General features: G+C 61.3%; 14 protein-coding genes. 7 read left to right on the top strand and 7 right to left on the bottom strand.

Features of this window, described 5'->3' with window-relative positions:
- Positions 1 to 310: 310 nt before the first annotated feature.
- Positions 311 to 772 (bottom strand): REP-associated tyrosine transposase, encoded by a 462-nt coding sequence (locus HGO40_RS07225; protein ID WP_250962453.1) that lies wholly within the window; start codon positions 770 to 772, stop codon positions 311 to 313.
- A gap of 357 nt (positions 773 to 1129) precedes the next feature.
- Here HGO40_RS07225 and HGO40_RS07220 point away from each other — a divergent pair, with 357 nt between their 5' ends.
- Positions 1130 to 4237 (top strand): transglycosylase domain-containing protein, encoded by a 3108-nt coding sequence (locus tag HGO40_RS07220; protein ID WP_250962452.1) that lies wholly within the window; start codon positions 1130 to 1132, stop codon positions 4235 to 4237.
- A 28-nt stretch (positions 4238 to 4265) separates the two neighbouring features.
- On the opposite strand, the gene HGO40_RS07215 is transcribed toward HGO40_RS07220, so the two are convergent.
- The 5 genes from HGO40_RS07215 to HGO40_RS07195 all read right to left on the bottom strand — a co-directional run bounded on the left by HGO40_RS07215 (position 4266) and on the right by HGO40_RS07195 (position 10023).
- Complete coding sequence (locus tag HGO40_RS07215; RefSeq protein WP_284739027.1) at positions 4266 to 4694, bottom strand: CS1 type fimbrial major subunit; 429 nt, start codon at positions 4692 to 4694, stop codon at positions 4266 to 4268.
- A 62-nt stretch (positions 4695 to 4756) separates the two neighbouring features.
- Positions 4757 to 5527 (bottom strand): molecular chaperone, encoded by a 771-nt coding sequence (locus tag HGO40_RS07210; RefSeq protein WP_250962450.1) that lies wholly within the window; start codon positions 5525 to 5527, stop codon positions 4757 to 4759.
- A gap of 58 nt (positions 5528 to 5585) precedes the next feature.
- Entirely contained in the window at positions 5586 to 6803 is a 1218-nt protein-coding gene (locus tag HGO40_RS07205; protein WP_250962449.1) for a hypothetical protein, read from the bottom strand.
- Between the two features lie 75 nt (positions 6804 to 6878).
- Positions 6879 to 9413 (bottom strand): CS1-pili formation C-terminal domain-containing protein, encoded by a 2535-nt coding sequence (locus HGO40_RS07200; RefSeq protein ID WP_250962448.1) that lies wholly within the window; start codon positions 9411 to 9413, stop codon positions 6879 to 6881.
- 124 nt (positions 9414 to 9537) lie between these two features.
- Positions 9538 to 10023 carry a CS1 type fimbrial major subunit gene (locus HGO40_RS07195; protein WP_250962447.1) on the bottom strand — a complete coding sequence of 162 codons (486 nt, stop codon included), beginning with the start codon at positions 10021 to 10023 and terminating at the stop codon, positions 9538 to 9540.
- Between the two features lie 422 nt (positions 10024 to 10445).
- Here HGO40_RS07195 and HGO40_RS07190 point away from each other — a divergent pair, with 422 nt between their 5' ends.
- From HGO40_RS07190 to purT, 4 genes are all read left to right on the top strand, one after another.
- A complete protein-coding gene (locus HGO40_RS07190) occupies positions 10446 to 11015 on the top strand; it encodes a PadR family transcriptional regulator (protein ID WP_250962446.1) in 570 nt (189 codons plus the stop codon).
- A 4-nt stretch (positions 11016 to 11019) separates the two neighbouring features.
- Entirely contained in the window at positions 11020 to 11805 is a 786-nt protein-coding gene (locus HGO40_RS07185) for a siderophore-interacting protein (RefSeq protein ID WP_250962445.1), read from the top strand.
- Positions 11806 to 11902: 97 nt separating this feature from the next.
- Positions 11903 to 12370 carry a preQ0 transporter gene (locus tag HGO40_RS07180; RefSeq protein ID WP_186709959.1) on the top strand — a complete coding sequence of 156 codons (468 nt, stop codon included), beginning with the start codon at positions 11903 to 11905 and terminating at the stop codon, positions 12368 to 12370.
- A 90-nt stretch (positions 12371 to 12460) separates the two neighbouring features.
- Complete coding sequence (gene purT / locus HGO40_RS07175) at positions 12461 to 13642, top strand: formate-dependent phosphoribosylglycinamide formyltransferase (RefSeq protein WP_250962444.1); 1182 nt, start codon at positions 12461 to 12463, stop codon at positions 13640 to 13642.
- A gap of 262 nt (positions 13643 to 13904) precedes the next feature.
- On the opposite strand, the gene HGO40_RS07170 is transcribed toward purT, so the two are convergent.
- Positions 13905 to 16319 carry a glucose/quinate/shikimate family membrane-bound PQQ-dependent dehydrogenase gene (locus HGO40_RS07170; protein WP_250962443.1) on the bottom strand — a complete coding sequence of 805 codons (2415 nt, stop codon included), beginning with the start codon at positions 16317 to 16319 and terminating at the stop codon, positions 13905 to 13907.
- A 499-nt stretch (positions 16320 to 16818) separates the two neighbouring features.
- Between HGO40_RS07170 and HGO40_RS07165 the strand changes: the two genes are divergently transcribed.
- Together HGO40_RS07165 and HGO40_RS07160 are read left to right on the top strand one after the other, a co-directional pair.
- A complete protein-coding gene (locus HGO40_RS07165; protein ID WP_003205228.1) occupies positions 16819 to 17049 on the top strand; it encodes a VF530 family protein in 231 nt (76 codons plus the stop codon).
- 15 nt (positions 17050 to 17064) lie between these two features.
- Positions 17065 to 17685, top strand: a 621-nt coding sequence (locus HGO40_RS07160; protein WP_250962442.1) for a Pr6Pr family membrane protein, incomplete at its 3' end; no start/stop codon positions are given.

Below are 17685 nucleotides of genomic sequence, written 5' to 3'. Positions count from 1 at the left end.
GGAACAGAAAGTTTCACCATAAAAGCAGGTTAATTCAGGGAATGCGCCAGCCGAGGACGGCGTTATGAAGAGGGATTGCCTGAGCTAATGGCCTTTTAGAAGCAGCGCCGAGTATTGCACAGTGAGGGTGCAACGTCATGTCTTTGCAGGCGGCGAAGGCTCTAGCGCGAGGTTTTCAGGACACCACCGCCCCCGTGGCGAGGGAGCTTGCGCCCGCTCGGCTGCGCAGCAGCCGCCTGCATTCAAAAGCCGCAAAGTGAGGGCGGCTTCGCCCCCCAGCGGGAGCAAGCTCCCTCGCCACAAAAAGCGACTAAAGCCACACCGTGTCCCACAGTGGGTAATCGCCGACTCGATCTACTAACCCTGCACGAAGCGGATTGGCAATGATGTAGCGGGCGGTAGGTCGCAGGTCCTCGTTGTCGCGGATCGCGCGGTCATGGAAGCCGCTTTGCCAGAAGGCACGCTTTCTGTTCATTGCTCGATTGATTGTTAGGGTGCTGCGGGATTTAACTGTCTGCATCACTTGGGTGAGCTGAGCTTGCTCTAGCTGCACCAGCCAATGCAGATGGTCCGGCATCACAACCCATGCCAGCGAATTGATCTGACCTCGCTCATGAGCCAGGCGCATTTCTGCAATCAATAAGCGGCCCAGTCGCCAGTCCTTGAAAATCGGTATGCGTCGGTGAACGACCGTAGTGATGAGATAACCTCGCCCCGGTTCCGAAGAGCGTCCGCGACGTAAGCGATGAGAGTTTGGGTGTGGAGGATGCATTCCTTGGCTTCCTGTGGTTGGGTGTCTACTTACGGTAGCCTCACCCGCAACGATCCGACGCGATGATAGTTGAGCGACTTTTCCGAAGACGGCGTAGTACCTGTGGCGAGGGAGCTTGCTCCCGCTGGGTGGCGCAGCCGCCCCGCTTTTTCAACTCCGAAACCGCTTAAGCCATGCCACCGTCGCGTCTGCTGCGCAGCCGAGCGGGAGCAAGCTCCCTCGCCACAAAAGCTCATCAGCCAATGACCTCTGACAAGCGTTCGCATGTCGGCTGTCCACAATTTCCCCTCCCCCCACGCCGACCCCCGGCTACGCTGCAAGCAAGTCCGATCAATCTGCTTAATGGATCAGTCGACTATGGGCGCTTTGTGGCAAACCGATTCGAATGAACCTGTGGTCCCGACTGAACGTATGGAAGAAGCGCCTTTACCTCAAGAAAAACGCCGCGCACGGCATGGCTGGCGGGCGTTCTGGTTGTTGTTGCTGATTATCGTCGTGGTGGTCGGCCTGGCGGCGGCCAAGGAAATGCGCACGTCGCGGTTTCAGGCCCGGGAGATCAGCAAGTACGCCGAGTCCCTGAACTATTCGGTGCAGCCGGGGCCCAGCGATGCCATCGCCTATCCGGGTGCGGGCCCGTTCGACCGGCGCTTGGGCTACAGCGCGCTGGGGGAGTTCCTGCCGCGGCTGCTCAAGCGCGACTACGTGATCCAGGCCCAGGCGAGGTTCTCGCCGGCCTTGATGGGCTACGTCGAGAAAGGCCTGTTCGTGCCGTATGTGGAAAAACTCCAGGCCGGGCTGACCATCACCGATTGCCGCGCCGCGCCGGTCTATCAGTTCAAGTACCCGCAGCAATTGTATGCAAGCTTCGAAGCGATCCCGCCCGTGGTGGTGCAGAGCCTGTTGTTCATCGAGAACCGTTTTCTGCTCGACCCCAAGCAACCCTTGGCCAACCCGGCCGGGGACTGGCCGCGCTTCGGCATGGCGGCCTGGTCGCAAGTCGCCAAGCTGTTGAGCCTGCCAGGGCAGTCCGCCGGCGGCAGCACCTTGGCGACACAACTGGAGAAGTACCGCCACTCGCCCGAAGGCCTGACCGTGTCCGGCGCGGAGAAGATCCGCCAGATGATTTCCGCCAGCGTGCGCGCCTACCAGGCCGGCCCGCAGACCCTCGAGGCGCGGCAGCGGATCATCCGCGACTACCTCAACAGCGTGCCGCTCTCCGCCGTGCCGGGGCATGGCGAGGTCCATGGCATGGCGGAAGGGCTGCGGGTCTGGTATGGCGCGGATTTCAAACGGGCCAACGAACGCTTGTTCAGCACCGCCACCGACCCCAAGAGCCTGGCGGAAAAAGGCCTGGCCCTGCGGGAAATGCTGTCGTTGATGATCGCCCAGCGGCGCCCGTCGCATTATCTTTCGAAGGGTCATGATGAACTGGCGCGCCTCACCGACAGCCACATCCGCCTGCTGGCCCAAAACGGCGTGATCGACGCCGCGTTGTCCGAGGCGGCCCTGGCCAGCAAGGTCAGCTACCGCGACTGGGTCCAGGACCCGACCGTCCAGCCCATCGAAACCAACAAGGGCATCAGTGCCGCCCGCAGTCGTATCGCCGCGCTGCTCAACCGCCCGCTGTACGACCTCGATCGCCTCGACCTCTCCGCCACCAGTACCTTGCAAAGCGATTTGCAGGCCCAGGCCACCGAGTACCTCAAGCGTTTGGCCGACCCGGCCTTCGCGACCGAGATCGGCCTGATGGGAGAACGCCTGCTGACCCCCACCAGCACCACGCAGGTGCGCTACAGCTTCACCTTGCTGGAACTGACCCCGGACGGCTCGCGCGTGCGGGTACAGACTGACAGTACCGACCAACCCTTCGACATCAACGAAGGCAGCAAGCTGGAACTGGGCTCCACCGCCAAATTGCGGGTGCTGACCACCTATTTGCAGATCATCGCCGAACTGCATGAGCGTTATGCCCAACAGACGCCGGCAGCCTTGAAGAAAACCGAGATCGCCGACCAGGACCGCCTGTCCCGCTGGGCCGTGGACTACCTGATCGAAAACACCGACCGCAGCCTGCCGAAGATGCTCGAAGCGGCACTGGACCGCACCTATTCAGCCAGCCCCGGCGAGGCGTTTTTTACCGGCGGCGGGCTGCACACTTTTCATAACTTCCGCAAGGAAGACGACGGCCGCATCCCCACGCTGCGCGACTCTTTGCGCGAATCCATCAACCTGCCGTTCATTCGCCTGATGCGCGACCTGGTGCGCTACGCCACCTACGCCGGCCCCAACAACAGCTCCGAACTGCTCAAGGACGACAAGGACCCGCGCCGCCAGGAATACCTGGCCCAGTTCGCCGATCGCGAAGGCACTTCGTTCCTGCTCAGGTTCTGGAAGAAGTACCAGAAAAAGGACACCGGCCAGCGCCTCGAAACCTTCCTCGACGGCATGCGCCCTACCGCCATCCGCCTGGCCGCCGTGCACCGTTATTTCTTTCCCAACGACAGCCAGGAAAACTTCAATCGCTTCGTGCGTGCGCACTTGAAGTCAGCCAAGAGCGCCGAAAAGCTCACCGATGAGCGTCTCGAACGGCTCTACCAAAGCTATGGTCCCGGCGCCTATGACCTGCCGGATCAAGGCTTCATCGCCAAGGTCCATCCCTTGGACCTGTGGCTGATGGGCTACTTGTTGAACAACCCCGAGGTCAAGTTCAGCCAGATCGTCAAGGCCAGCCAGTTCGAGCGTCAGGAAGTCTACAGCTGGCTGTTCAAGAGCCGGCACAAGAGCGCCCGGGACAGTCGCATCCGTACCATGCTGGAGATCGAAGCCTTCCTGGATATCCACCAGCGCTGGCAGCAAGTCGGTTACCCCTTTGACCACCTCGTGCCTTCGTTGGCCACCGCGATCGGCAGCAGCGGCGACCGCCCCGCCGCACTCGCCGAGCTGGTGGGCACCATTCTCAACGACGGCGTCCGCCAGCCGGCGCTGCGCGTCGACAGCTTGCAGTTCGCCGTCGACACGCCCTATGAAACGCGACTGGTCAACAACCCGGACAGCGGCAAGCGCGTGATGCCGCTGGAGGTTGCCCGGGCGTTACGCGGTGCATTGTCGCAAGTGGTGGATGCCGGCACCGCGAAAAGGGTGGCCGGCAGCTTCAAACTGGCCGATGGCACGCCATTGGCCATGGGCGGCAAGACCGGCACCGGCGACAACCGCATCGAAGCCGTGGGTTCCGGTGGACGGGTGATCAGTTCCAAATCCATCAACCGCACTGCCACGTTCGTGTTCTACATCGGTGACAGCCATTTCGGCACACTCACCGCTTACGTACCCGGCGCGTCGGCGCAGAACTTCAAGTTCACCTCGGCCTTGCCGGTGCAGGTGCTCAAGGGCATGGCGCCGTTCCTCTCGCCCTACCTGCAACCCGGCACTCACACCCAGTGCCAGCCGTTGGTGACGAGCCGTTAGGCCAGGCCACCCGCCATTGAGCTGCGGCCTACGGCGCAATGGCATCGAAAACCATGTGCACAGTGCCGTGGTACTGGCCGGACGGATAACCGCCGGCCGGCTTGATGGCGGCGATTTCCAGATCCACGATCTTGCCAATAGTACCCGCGGCGGCGGCTGACACCACTTCCCTGGACTCGAGGTTCAACTCCACATTGTTGAACTTTACCCGTAGGTCGATGCGCTCGCGACCGTCGGACAGGTAGGCCAGCTCCCCAAGGCGGGCACCAATGGCACCGTTGGCATTCTTTACACGATAAGGAGCCCGCAACGGTCCTAACGCTCCGGTGTTTGAATTGTAGGGTAGCCTCTGTTCCACGAAGGTCAGGCTCGGAGCGACCGGCCACACATGGAATCGATCCGACGGGGGGACGAAGGAAACTTCAAAGGTTTCCCGTTCAACCGCGCCCCAAGCCATGAAACTCGAGATCATCAAAAAAATGCAAAGGGTCGGACGTGCCAATGTCTTGGACATAATGATTACCTGTAGCGAACGACGGCGAGCCATAAGCCCTTGAACTCGATTTCTTTCTTTTGCTCACCCTCGACCAAGGTGAAGCGGTATTCACGCCCCGGCTGCTTGTCGATGGAAAAGGTCCGCCCGGCCATGACGTGATGCTTGGTGCTCGGCTCGCAGTCGTTCGCTTTCAGGACCGCACAGTTCTTTAACTCGTCGATCACCACCACACTATTGCCGTTATTACGCAACGAATAGCGACTGTCGGTGCTATCGATGACGGTCTCGAAACGGGTGTCCTTGGGGCGAACGAAAAACACCGTGCCGTAGCCGGCCAAGACCTTGACACCAGCCTCCATGCGTTCTTTCTTGTATGCCTCGCGCTCCTCGGCGCTGACGGCGAACTCGTCCTCGTCCTCGGGCACCACCGGCACGAAGCGCAACCTGAAGTAGCGTTCCTTGCTCCGATCGCCCATGAACAGCAAGCGGGTGCCCTGCACGCCGTTGGCCGGCACGATCAGGCGCGCCGGGCTCGCCATCAGACCATCGCGGGCGATGACACCGGCCTGATTCTCAACGGGCACTTCTTGAAAGCTGCCGTCGTCGTTGTAAATAATCTCCAAGACACTGACCTTGACGAACGCGGTAGAGGTCCCGCCATTGAACACCCGCTTCATGTAGGTGCTCTTGTCACCTTGGAGGTAGTCATACACCACTCCGACACTGATCTGCGGCCCGGCCAGAGCCATGCCGCTAAACATAGACAGCCCGATCCATACCCATAAATGCTTCATCACGTCTTTACCTTATGTATTAAATGCAACTCACGGACACTGCCAGCTGGCGGGCCATTCAAACCTCTGAATTCCAAATCACCGTGACGGTGCCGATATTGGTGCCGTCGTAACGCAAAGATCTATTGGGGGATGCCTCGAAATGTAGGGTTGCGGGTTGGCGATCGATATATTTGAGTGGGCGAAAATCGTTGGTGAAGGCTGTCCCTGGTGCAAGCCAGACGTGATTGGCCGGATACTCAGCTCCATCGTGTACCCACACAGTGCCAGGTAACGTCACATAGAGATCCAACTGAGTCCATGCGTTGTTCACGGTGTTCGATAAACCGCACTCGCCTTGGAGGCCGGTGCATTCAAGGGTTATCGAGAAAGGCGAAGACGTCGAGATATAGAACAGCTGATCCTGGTACAGCTTCGGCGTAGATCCGCCAATCCAGGTTGACCAGCCCCCTCTAGGCGCCAGATCGATCCGGTTTCCTCCCGGCGGCACTTCAATCTTGAGAATATGTTCGACATCCAGCGTGAAATTGAGTGTGAGCACCGGATCATTGGGGATCACAACATCACCGAAATCGAAATCCTGGCCCGGCCCTACGCTAAGCGTCAGCGAACCCTGGTAGCGGCCGCCGGCCATTCCGATGGGTTTGGGCGTGCGCAACTCGTAGGCAAAGCTCATGCCGTCGTAGGACAGACGAGAAATCTGATACTGAGACCGCTTGGTACAGACGCCTTCTGTTGGCGTCCCCCAGAAAAATCCCTGGGGCGACAGGTTGTTATTGCTACCGGTACATGGCGAGGGTGCTTGCCAAAAAGGAGAACCAAAAATCATTGGCCTGGCGGCTGGCTCATCGACGCCGCCACCGACGATTTCGCTCGCACGAGGGGTAAGCCCAATGCTCCCGCCGATCCCGACCACGCGAAACTCAAGCGTCTCGGTACGGCCCGTACCGGTATGGGTGACCTGCACCTTACGCCAACTGGCCGGGGCTTTAAGCATCACACCTTGCCGGACGTCTTCATGATTGGCTTGGACAGGCCCGCCTGCCGCCCCCACGGCCCAACTCAGGCTGGCGATCCCCGCCGACTCGCAGTAGGCGGGAAATTGCGCGCAATACCCGCTGTTTCGCGTGGTATTGACGAATGTGTTCTCGCGGGGTTTCGAGCTATCGGCCTTGAAGCGCGCGGTGATATCCAGCGTGGCGGCATTGACAGCCGGCAAGCCGGCCAACCAGGCCACCGCAGCCGCGCCGCTTGCCAGTCTCCTTAAAAACTTCATCTATACAACCTCATGCATCAAAGCGAATCGTTGCGAGCCATCGCCGGAAAAGCGCAATCCCGGCATTCAAGCGGCTCATGAAGGCCGTTTGGCCGCGCCGGCATCGGTAATCGTGGTATCGGCCAAGGTGTCTGGCGTACAACGCAAGTCACCGATCAACAACACATCCTCCTCGTGGCCGGCGCTGTCCGGATCGAGACGGAACTGGCAGAGCAACTGGTTGCCGTAACGCACTTCCAGCGTTGGCGAGCCGGCATTCATTTCCATGGAGAAGAACCCGTCCACCTCGCTGACCCCGCGACTGGCGTGGTTGATCACGTGATGGCCCTTGAGCGGTTGCCCCTGTTCGTCCAGCAGGCGACCTAGCACGGTCACGGTTTTCATCACGCTGATCCGGCGGTAGTCCACCCCGCCCTTGTTCAGGTGATAACGGGTGCGCGACGGCGCGATGTGCGCCGCCGGTGGATGCACGCCATCGAAGTCGAAGGTGACCATGCTGTTCTGATAGGCGGTGATCGGCACGATGTTACGGCCCGGATGCAACACGGTGCTGCCACCGGTCAAGTCGTCGGCGCGCAGGACGACATCCTCCAGGTCGGTTTCCACGTCGACGATCATCCCCGCGCCGCGCCCCTGGGGCTCGCCAGTGAACGCGGCCTTGCTGCCGCCGACGGCCACCGTGCTGCTCAGGTTCAAGCCGCCGGCCAGGTTGTCGTTATAGGACGAGCGCTGGACAAAACCGTCGCCATAGAGAGCGTCGGTCTGGAAACTGGCGAGGCCGGACAGGCCCACGCCATAGGTGTCGGCCAGCACCGTGCCGGAGACACTCTGCAAGACGTGGTCCTCCAGGCTGCGCCGATAGGACAGCGAGGCATTGTTGTCCCGCTCGCCATCGCGCGAAGTGCGGGTGCCTACGCTGCCCGACCAATACTCGCCCCGTCCACCCAGCGCAACGCTGACACTCAGGTCCAGACCACGATTACGTTTGTCGCCGGTGCTCGACGTACCGGGGCGGTCGAACACCGACAGGCGCCAGTTGGCGTCGCTGCCGCGCAGCTTGCCGCGCTGGGTCCAGCCCAAGTCCAGGCCCGTGCCCTGGACATTGCCTTCGCTGTAAGCGAGCCGGCCATTGAGGGAGGTCTTGTTGCTCAGGCGATGATTAACCGACAGCGACGAATTGCTGGTCTGGCCGATGAACACATTGCGCTGGCGGATGCGGGTGCCGTCCGGCAAGGTCTCGTAGGTGTTGCGGGTGTCCAGCCAAGTGCGGCTGTGGCTGGCGACCACGCTGCCATGGCCGTAGCCGTACAAGCCCTGCACATCCATCCCGGTGCCGTACTGCTGGGTCTGGTAGACATTGGCGTACAGGCTGGTGCTACTGCCCAGGGTCCAGTCCACTGATGTGCCGACCTGCAATTTATCCTGCACTTGGCGCGTAGAGGCGCCCAGGATCAACCGGGGATGGAGCAGGTAGTTGACCCCCAGTCCCGCGGTGTTGAAACCCGAGGGCTGGTCTTCCCAGTTGCTCCACAGCCGGGTTTCGCGTCCGGCGAACAAGTTGTAGCGCCAGCGGTCCTCGGCGTTGGTCCAGTTGTTGGGCTTGTAGACCAACTCCTGGCTGGTGGCAGTGGTTTGCCCGTCCTCGACCAGACGGACTTCCACTTCATAAATCCCGCCGGGCAAGGACCGGGTGTCGAGGCTCTGCAAGCCGGCGCTGACCGCTTGAGTGTTGATCAACAGGCCGTTGCGATAAATCTCCACCGCCGCCTGACGACTGGCGGTGACATAAATGGGGTAGACGCTGGGTTTCGGATTCTCGATCGCCAAGCTGTCGGAGCTGCCATACATCACGCCCAGCGCGGTGTCGGGGTTGGCGCCGAACGCGCGAATCTGGCGGTTCAAGCCATCGGAGCCGGGGGTGAAATACCCCAGGCGAAAAAAACTGCCTTCCAGCTCGCGCTGGGTGTAAAGCTCGTGGACGGCGTGGTACAGCTTGTCGTCCGGGCCGCCAAGGCGAGACAGCTGGAGGTCGAGCGATTGGCTCCAGTTTCCGAGGCTGGAACTGGCGTTGAGACCATAACGCCCGCCGGTGTCCTGTTCCTGGCCGCCATTGATATTGAGTTGGTTATTGAAGATCAGGCCGAAGCTACCGTCTTGCGGTTGATCATGATAACGCTTGGTTTCGCTGGTTCGCTCCACGTCCCGGGTGAGGATCGAGACCAAGGAATTTTCAAGGCTGTAATGTATCGCGAGCAACCCTGACACGCAGTTGGCTTCGCATGCGCCCAGCGGCTGCCCTCGCTTGAGCAATTGCTCCCATTGATCACGCTCGACTGGTTTTATCAGGCTGTCCTGGGTGTCGGTGAACTCGAGCAAGGTGACCCGATCATCCCGGGTCAAGACCACCATGGCCTCGCCGAGATAGCGTTGATTGAGTTCAACACGAACCGCCAAGGGCACGTCAAAGAAGTGCGATTCGAACTCCGCCGGCAGTCCCTTGGCCTGGGATAACAGGCTTGTCGGCGTCGTACCGGGGGCAGTCGGCGCGGCCAATGCGTTCGCGCATAACAATAGCGCGAGCGCACCCGCGATGGGTGTCATCGAAAACATCAACGGACTCTCATAATCAGCGAGTGATCAGGGCGTTTCAGGTACAGGCCGGTCGGTTGGGGAGGACCGGCCGGCCTGCGGTCATGCCATGGAACGGATGAGCTCCATCAGGCAATCGATGGCATCACGGGCGAGGTACCGCGTCGAAGATGACCGTCATGTCAGCGACATACCGGCCAGTCTGGTTGGCCAAGGGCTTGGCCACGGTGATCACCATGTCAGCGGTGGTACCCGGGGTCGACGATGCGTCGTCCACCACTTCTTGAGACGTGGCGGTCAACGTGACGCCGTTGAAGGTGGTGGTCAGGCCAATGCTGTCGCTGCCATTGGAGAGCGACTTCGGACCGCCGTCGATGTAGGCATTGACCGAACCGTCGGTGTTCTTCACGTCGAAAACCTGTCGCAACGGAGTCAAGGTGCTGCTAGTCGGGTTGTAGCCCATGTATTCGTCCCTACCGAAGTCCGGGTTGCGCGGCAGGACGCGGAACGAATCGGTCGGGATGTCCGCAGTGATATGGATGGACGAGCGTGCATCATCAGCAGCGAATGCCCACGACGAACTCAGCGCGGCGGCGGTCAGGGAGGCAGCGGTTACGAATTGCTTAAGCATGTTGTTAACACCTGTTCTTAGCGTAAATAGAAGGTTGGGCTTGCAGACCAAGAGCAACTTGGCCCGCCTCTCCAACGCCGAGCATGATCGGCTTTCTTCCGCTAAAAAAAAGCAGGCAACTTCCTATAGCCTTGTAGTAACTCCAGCATACGCAAGAGCGAAAAATACGCCGTTATTTATAAAACTTAAGTTCCGCTGTCAGAAACTGCCCACATTTTAAGTTTTCACCATTTTCATCATTGGAAATCCATGCCGCCGCCCCGCAAACATTGAGCTTTGATGTAAGGTCCGCTCCCGCCGCCCAACTAACCTCCGACGAAAACAAGATATATCTCAGCTCGCAAAAACCTCAAGCAAAAAGATATATCTTTTATTGGAGATATATCTGGGTGCTTTTTCTATATGCAGAACGGAGACAGCATATGAACGTCCTTTATTCCCAACCCGACTCTTGCTCCAAACGTGAACACGACGGTTTCGAACGACGCCCTACTGGTTCGCGAGGCAGCAAGGCCCCCCGGGTGTTCGCCCCTGGCGATTTAAAAGTATTATTGCTCGCGCTGATTGCCGAACAGCCCTGCCATGGCTATGACCTGATCCGCCGGATCGAGAACCTGTTCGATGGCGCCTACAGCCCCAGCCCGGGCGTGATCTACCCGACCCTGACGTTTCTGGAAATGAACGCCTTGGTCAGCTGCAGCGTCGAAAATGGAAAAAAAAGCTACAGCGTGACCGATGCCGGACGTCTATCACTGAAGAACCAGGCCGAAGCGCTGGATGAAGTGCACTCGCGCATCGAAATCAGCAAGCGCACATTGCGCGGCCATGACCGCCCCCCGGAAATCCATGAAGCGGTGTATAACCTGCGGCATGCATTGCAAATGCACCATGGCCGTTGGAGCCCTGACGAAATCCTGCGGGTGCGCGACCTGCTCAACGACACCGCCAAAGCCATTGTCGACGGCCCTGGCCGTCCAACCGTTTCGGAGTAGAAGCATGACTGGAGTCGATCCAAACACCATCCACCGCGTCAACCACGAGATCAAACGTCGCCGCCTGCAAGTGCTGCGGGTGGTCGACCTGACACCGCGTATGCGCCGCATCACCGTCGGCGGTCCGGAACTGGCCGGGTTCGCCAGCCTGGGCACGGACGACCATGTGAAACTGCTGTTCCCGCAGAACGCCGAGGAACAGGCCGCCCTGGATAATTTCAACCCCAGCGCGGGCAAGGCCCAAGGCCCGATGCCCGAGATGCGCGACTACACGCCGCGCCGCTATGACCTGGACACCTTGGAGCTGGACATCGACTTCGTGCTCCACGGCGACGGCCCTGCTTCGACTTGGGCCGCCCAGGCCACGCCCGGTCAATACCTCAACATTGCCGGGCCACGGGGATCGATGATCGTGCCGGACATTTTCGACAGCTACCTGCTGGTCGGCGACGAAACCGCCCTGCCGGCCATCGCCCGCCGCCTCGAAGGGCTGGCGCCCAACCGGCGTGCGCTGGTGGTGGTGGAGGTGGAAAACGGCGCCGAGCAGCAAATCCTCCAGAGCCCGGCGCAGGTGCACGTGATCTGGGTACTGCGCGAGGGCCGCCAGGACAACCTGCTGCGCACCGTGCAACAGTTGGACATGCCTGGCGGCAAGCTGTACGCCTGGGTCGCGACCGAGAGCAAGGTGTCGCGGCAGATTCGCAAGGTGTTGCTGGAAGAGAAAGGGTTGGATCAGGATTTTGTGAAGGCGGTGGGGTATTGGAAGCTGGATGACAGTGAGGAAGATTGAGGGACTGGCGGTACCTGAAGTACCCTCCCTACACTGACGCCACAGGGCTATCACTGTCCTTTAATATTTTATCCATCCCCACCAGGTACCCCGCCCCATGCTTTTCCTGCTCGCCTACATCAGCAGCGTCGTGCTGATCAACTTCGCGTTTTCCGCCGCGCCGCACCTGGACATCATCTGGTCGGCCTGGGGCGGACTGGTGTTTATCCTGCGGGACATGGTGCAGACCCGTTTCGGCCATGGCGCCATCGTGGCGATGCTGGCGGCGCTGGTGTTGTCCTATGTGACATCGGACCCGACCATCGCCCTGGCCAGCGCCACGGCGTTCGCGGTGTCCGAGTGCATCGACTGGCTGGTGTTCACGATCACCAAGCGCCCGCTCCATGACCGGTTGTGGATCAGTTCAGCCCTGAGCATTCCCCTGGATACATTCATTTTCTTCGGCCTGATCGATGCCCTGACGCCCGCCGTGGTGATCACCGCCCTGCTCTCGAAATTCGCCGGGGTCACCGCCGTCTGGCTGATCATGGCCTGGCGTCTGCGCAAACAGGCCGTCGCCGGCTGACGCGGTTCATGTAAAATGCCGCGCTTTCTCCCATGGGAAGCTCGCCCGGCGCGCGCCCCCGATGATCCGCTCCTGTTTGAGGACCTTCAGATGACCCGTATCGGAACCCCATTGTCGCCCACCGCGACCCGCGTTTTGTTGTGTGGCAGCGGTGAGCTGGGTAAGGAAGTGGTGATCGAACTGCAGCGCCTGGGCGTCGAAGTGAGTGCCGTGGATCGCTACGCCAACGCGCCGGCCATGCAAGTGGCCCACCGCAGCCATGTGATCAACATGCTCGACGGCGCGGCCCTGCGTGCGGTGATCGAGGCCGAGAAACCGCATTTCATCGTGCCGGAAATCGAAGCCATCGCCACCGCCACCCTGGTGGAGCTGGAAGCGGAAGGCTTCACGGTGATTCCTACGGCCCGCGCCGCGCAACTGACCACGAACCGCGCGGGCATCCGTCGACTGGCCGCCGAAGAGCTGGGCCTGCCCACCTCGCCGTATTTTTTCGCCGACACCGTGGAGGACTTCCGCAAGGCCGGCGAGACTCTGGGTTTCCCGTGTGTGGGCAAGCCGGTGATGAGTTCCTCGGGCAAGGGCCAGAGCCTGCTGCGCAGCACTGATGACGTGCAGAAAGCCTGGGACTATGCCCAGGAAGGCGGCCGTGCCGGCAAGGGCCGGGTGATCATCGAAGGTTTTATCGACTTCGACTACGAAATCACCTTGCTCACCGTGCGTCACGTCGGCGGTACCACGTTCTGTGCACCGGTCGGCCACCGTCAGGAAAAAGGCGACTATCAGGAATCCTGGCAGCCCCAGGCCATGAGCCCGGTGGCCCTGGCCGAATCCGAGCGCGTCGCCAAGGCGGTGACCGAAGCCCTGGGTGGGCGCGGCCTGTTTGGCGTCGAGCTGTTCATCAAGGGTGACCAGGTGTGGTTCAGCGACGTCTCGCCACGCCCGCACGACACCGGCCTGGTGACGCTGATTTCCCAAGCCCTGTCGCAATTCGCCTTGCATGCCCGCGCCATTCTCGGCTTGCCGATCCCGCTGATCCGCCAGTTCGGCCCGTCGGCCTCGGCGGTGATTCTGGTGGAAGGTCAATCGACCCAGACCGCCTTCGCCAACCTGGGCGTGGCCCTGAGCGAACCGGACACCGCCCTGCGCTTGTTCGGCAAGCCGGAAGTCAACGGCCAGCGCCGCCTGGGCGTGGCCCTGGCCCGCGATGAATCCATCGAAGCCGCCCGCGCCAAGGCGACCCGGGCTTCCCAGGCGGTCAAGATCGAGCTGTAAAGCCCAGGGCTGAGTACAAGTCCTAGGCTGAGCACGATCCCCTGTGGCGAGGGAGCTTGCTCCCGCTGGATGCGTCAGCATCCCCTGCGGTGGGATGGCTGGCAAAGCAGGGGGCCGCTTCGCAGCCCAGCGGGAGCAAGCTCCCTCGCCACAAAAGCTCAGAAGCTCAGAAGCTCGGAGGCCTGGGTTCACAGAGACTCCGCGCTGCTAAAAAAGGCGACACCCTTGCGGGTGTCGCCTTTTTCATGAGCGCCGGTTGGGCTTAATCCGGCAGCTTGTAGGCAATCACATGATCACCCTGCTTGGTGCCCAGGGAACCATGACCACCCGCAACGACCAGCACGTATTGCTTGCCGTCCTTGCCTGTGTAGGTCATCGGCGTGGTCTGGGCGCCGGCGGGCAGGCGACCTTCCCACAACTGCTTGCCGTTTTTCACGTCGTAGGCGCGCAGGTACTGGTCCAGCGTACCGCTGAGGAACGCCAGGCCGCTGGCGGTGGTGAAGGTGCCACCCAGGCTCGGCACGCCCATGCTCAACGGGATCGGTACCGGCGAGCTGTCGCGCACGGTGCCGTTCTTGTGCTTCCACAGGGTCTTGTTGTTGGTCAGGTCCACGGCCGCGACATAACCCCACGCAGGCGCCTGGCACGGCAGGCCCATGGGCGAGAGCAGCGCTTCGAGGATCACGCCATAGGGCGCGCCCTTGTTCGGCTGCACGCCTTCGGTTTCGCTCTTGCGACCCGGGCCACCGGCCACTTCCGCCGCTGGCACCAGTTTCGACTTGAACGCCATGTAGCTCGGGTTGACGAACGCGATCTGGCGCACCGGATCAACCGAAATGCCGCCCCAGTCGAACACGCCGAAGTTGCCCGGGTAGACAATCGAGCCTTGCAGCGACGGCGGCGTGAACATGCCGTCGTAACGCAAGGACTTGAAGTCGATCCGGCACAACATCTGGTCGAACGGGGTCACGCCCCACATGTCGCGTTCCTGAAGGACCGGCGGCACGAAGTTCAGGTCGGACATCGGCTGGGTCGGCGAGGTGAAGTCGCCTTCCACCGCGCCTTGCGGCACCGGGATCTCCTTGATCGGCACGATCGGCTGGCCGTTGCTGCGGTCCAGCACGTAAATGCTGCCCTGCTTGGTCGACGCCAGGACGGCCGGTTTAACGCCATCGGCAGTCTTCAGGTCCATCAGGGTCGGTTGACCGCCGACGTCCATGTCCCACAGGTCGTGGTGGGTGAACTGGAAGTACCAGCGCACCTTGCCGGTGGCGATGTCCAGGGCGGTCAGGCCGGCGGCGTATTTCTCCGATTCCGGTGTGCGGAATCCGCCGAACTGGTCGGGGGTCTGGTTGCCCATCGGCAGGTAGAGCATGCCGAGTTTTTCATCGACGCTGAACATGGACCACATATTCGGCGAGTTGCGGGTGTAGGTCTTGCCTTCGGCAATCGGCGTCGTGTCGTCGGGGTTGCCGCTGTCCCAGTTCCACACCAGCTTGCCGGTGTGCACGTCGTAGGCACGGATGACACCGCTTGGCTCGTCGGTGGAAACGTTATCGGTGACGTGACCGCCGATCACCACCAGGTTTTGGGTGACCGCCGGTGGCGACGTGGAGTAGTAACCACCCGCGGTGAAGCCACCGATATTGGCGGTCAGGTCGACCTGGCCCTTGTCGCCGAAGTCTTCGCACATCTTGCCGGTGTCGGCATTGAGGGCGATCAGGCGGGTGTCGGCGGTCGGCAGGAAGATCCGCCGTGGGCACACGGTGCTGGCCGGCGTGGTGCTGGCGGTGCCGGTCGGGCTCTGCTCGGCGGAGGCGTACGCGGCGTCATCGTGGGAGGCCACGCCACGGCAGGTCATGTGGGCCCAACCCTTGAAGTTTTCCGCTTTTTGCGTGGAAAGCTTCGGATCGAAACGCCAGATTTCCTTGCCGGGCTCAGGCTCCAGGGCAATCACCTGGCTGTGAGGCGTGCACACGTAGAGCATGCCGTTGACCTTTAGCGGGGTGTTTTCGGCGGTGGTTTCACCCGGGTCGTTCGGCCCTGGCAGGTCGCCGGTGCGATAGGACCAGGCTTCCTTCAACTTGCCGACGTTCTCAGGGGTGATCTGCGCCAGCGGCGAATAGCGGTCGCCATGGGCACTGCGCCCGTAGGAGTTCCAGTCGCCGTCCGGCATGGCCGGTGCGGTGTTGGCCATGCCCGGCACGCTGTCACGGTCCAGTTGGCCCTTGATCTCCCCCGGGTTGGTGAACTGGCTGGCGAGCGCGGCGATACCGGCGATGACCACGGCGGCACCCAATGCGCGGGTGCCCATGGCCGAGGCATCGGCGGCCAACAGCGGGCGACGGAACCACGGCAGCAACATGACGATGCCCAAGGCAAACAGCATCGCCAGGCGCGGCACCAGTTGCCACCAATCCAGGCCCACTTCCCAGAGTGCCCACACGGTGCTGGCGAACAGCACCAGCGCGTACAGGCCCAGGGCCGCGCGACGGGCCATGATCAGCAACACGCCGGTCAGCGCCAGGCCGATACCAGCCAGCAGGTAATACAGCGAGCCGCCGAGCGTGCTCAGCTTGATTCCTCCGGCCAGCAGGGCCAGGCCCATCAATAGAAGCAGAATGCCGAGCAAGCTCGGTAGCAGACGGCTTCGACTCAAAGCACCCTCAGTGCTCATAGTGTGATTCTCCGTGTCGTTTTGAAGAGTCCCGCGCAAGTAGTCACTTTAGATGACGATCTTGAGGGGCCATGGTTCAGTTGGAAAAAGGCAAATTCGGTTGCCGCGATCCCTGTGGGAGCGAGCTTGCTCGCGATGACGGCGGGTCTGTCGGCTTCAATGTTGAATGTGCAATGGCTATCGCGAGCAAGCTCGCTCCCACAGGAATCCATTGAGACAGCGCTGTCTTTCAGGATCTGAACATTGAGCATTGTTTTGATCTTTCAGCAGGGAATGAGCTGTACCGCAGAGGCTCTGGCACCAGAAGAAGCGTTTCAGCAAGCGGCGCAAGGATAATGTCCAGTTACAAATAGAGAAAGCGCTTTTATTGACATGAATCATTTCGGATTCAGTAACAGTGCGCCTGGCTTGGGAGGTCACGATGAAGGCTATGCTTTCCACCACAAGGGCACCTCGGCTAAGGTGCGCGGCTTTACCCTTTTTCCCGCGAAGGCCTCCGATGACCGAACCCAACAACAACCCGCTGCACGGCGTGACGCTGGAGCAGATCCTCAATGCCCTCGTGCAGCATTACGAATGGTCCGGCCTGGCTGAACGCATCGATATCCGCTGCTTCAAGAGCGATCCGAGCATCAAGTCGAGCCTGACCTTCTTGCGCAAGACGCCGTGGGCGAGGGAGAAAGTCGAGCGCCTGTACATCAAGCTGATGCGCACCAAACGGCCGGTCTGAATAGCCGTGGGGATTGTGAGAGCTCACCTCACCCTGCGACAGCGCTTCGTGTCGGTGGCGGCGCTGCTGGCCTGGGCGGGGTTGCGCATCCAGCTGTATCTGATTCTGCTGGGCCGCTGGGAACTGGGCGCGAGCCTGCTGGGCGGGTTGGTGAGTTTCTTCAGCTTCTTTACGGTGCTGACCAACCTGTCGGTGGCGGTGGTGCTGACCTGGGAGCTGACCCTGCGCCCCTCCCCGGCCCGACGCTGGTTCCTCAGGCCCAGCGTACGCAGCGGCATCGCCGTGAGCATCGCCCTGGTCAGCCTGGCCTACAACCTGTTGCTGCGCCATCTCTGGCAACCCGAAGGCTGGCAGTTCGTGGCCGATGAATTACTGCATGACGTGGTGCCGTTGCTGTACATCGCCTATTGGTGGCGGTGCGTGCCCAAAGGCAGCTTGCGCCTGGGGCACATCGGGCTGTGGATGATCTACCCCTTGGTCTATTTCGCCTATGTCCTGCTGCGCGGCGATTTGCTGGCGACCTACCCCTACCCTTTCATCGACGTGGCGAGCCTGGGTTATCCACAGGTGTTCATCAATGCCGGGGGGAGATTGGCGGGGGTTGTGGGAATTGGGCGGGGGGGGGGGGGGTGGGGT

The organism is Pseudomonas sp. CG7, from assembly GCF_023701885.1.
Taxonomy (GTDB): Bacteria; Pseudomonadota; Gammaproteobacteria; order Pseudomonadales; family Pseudomonadaceae; genus Aquipseudomonas; species Aquipseudomonas zanjanensis.
Note: the sequence above shows the minus strand (reverse complement) of the source record. Positions and strands in the feature narration are given on the sequence as shown.

Excerpts from the sequence above, each read along its gene's own strand:
- HGO40_RS07195 (WP_250962447.1), bottom strand. The coding sequence starts at position 10,023 with ATGCTTAAGCAATTCGTAACCGCTGCCTCCCTGACCGCCGCCGCGCTG.
- HGO40_RS07185 (WP_250962445.1), top strand. The coding sequence starts at position 11,020 with ATGACTGGAGTCGATCCAAACACCATCCACCGCGTCAACCACGAGATC.
- HGO40_RS07200 (WP_250962448.1), bottom strand. The coding sequence starts at position 9,413 with ATGTTTTCGATGACACCCATCGCGGGTGCGCTCGCGCTATTGTTATGC.
- HGO40_RS07215 (WP_284739027.1), bottom strand. The coding sequence starts at position 4,694 with ATGGCTTGGGGCGCGGTTGAACGGGAAACCTTTGAAGTTTCCTTCGTC.
- HGO40_RS07220 (WP_250962452.1), top strand. The coding sequence starts at position 1,130 with ATGGGCGCTTTGTGGCAAACCGATTCGAATGAACCTGTGGTCCCGACT.
- HGO40_RS07225 (WP_250962453.1), bottom strand. The coding sequence starts at position 772 with ATGCATCCTCCACACCCAAACTCTCATCGCTTACGTCGCGGACGCTCT.
- HGO40_RS07165 (WP_003205228.1), top strand. The coding sequence starts at position 16,819 with ATGACCGAACCCAACAACAACCCGCTGCACGGCGTGACGCTGGAGCAG.
- HGO40_RS07170 (WP_250962443.1), bottom strand. The coding sequence starts at position 16,319 with ATGAGCACTGAGGGTGCTTTGAGTCGAAGCCGTCTGCTACCGAGCTTG.
- purT (WP_250962444.1), top strand. The coding sequence starts at position 12,461 with ATGACCCGTATCGGAACCCCATTGTCGCCCACCGCGACCCGCGTTTTG.
- HGO40_RS07180 (WP_186709959.1), top strand. The coding sequence starts at position 11,903 with ATGCTTTTCCTGCTCGCCTACATCAGCAGCGTCGTGCTGATCAACTTC.
- HGO40_RS07190 (WP_250962446.1), top strand. The coding sequence starts at position 10,446 with ATGAACGTCCTTTATTCCCAACCCGACTCTTGCTCCAAACGTGAACAC.
- HGO40_RS07205 (WP_250962449.1), bottom strand. The coding sequence starts at position 6,803 with ATGAAGTTTTTAAGGAGACTGGCAAGCGGCGCGGCTGCGGTGGCCTGG.
- HGO40_RS07210 (WP_250962450.1), bottom strand. The coding sequence starts at position 5,527 with ATGAAGCATTTATGGGTATGGATCGGGCTGTCTATGTTTAGCGGCATG.